This is a genomic window from Bradyrhizobium sp. Unk1, assembly GCF_059512345.1.
The window spans coordinates 1-315 of the sequence record NZ_JCAMOP010000261.1 but is presented as its reverse complement, the minus strand read 5'-3'; the positions used below and the strand labels follow the sequence as shown (position 1 = coordinate 315).

General features: G+C 64.8%; 1 protein-coding gene. It reads right to left on the bottom strand.

The window, feature by feature from the left end; translation table 11 throughout:
* Positions 1 to 315 (bottom strand): condensation domain-containing protein (locus AC5ZFO_RS48410; RefSeq protein WP_496124322.1); only part of this gene is annotated, 315 nt, incomplete at both ends.

The following is a 315-nucleotide window of genomic DNA, read 5'->3' as shown; positions in this document are numbered from 1 at the left end:
AAACAGCGCCGTGGCATAACCCAGCGTTCCGGCGATCTCCTCGCCATGCTCGCCAAGGCTCAGCTCCAGATCGAACTCGACCTGATCAATCTCCTCCCCGGCAGCTTCGACACTCAGCCCCGGCAGGTCCAATGACCCAACCGCATTGTTCTCCCAGGCCAGCATCACCTGCAACAACGGCGTGTGATCAAGAGCCCGGGGCGGCTGCACGATCTCCACCACCTGCTCGAACGGCAGGTCCTGATGCTCCTGCGCAGCCAGCACCGTGCGCCGCGTCCGCTCCAGAAGCTCCGAGACGCGCGGCTTGCCCGACAG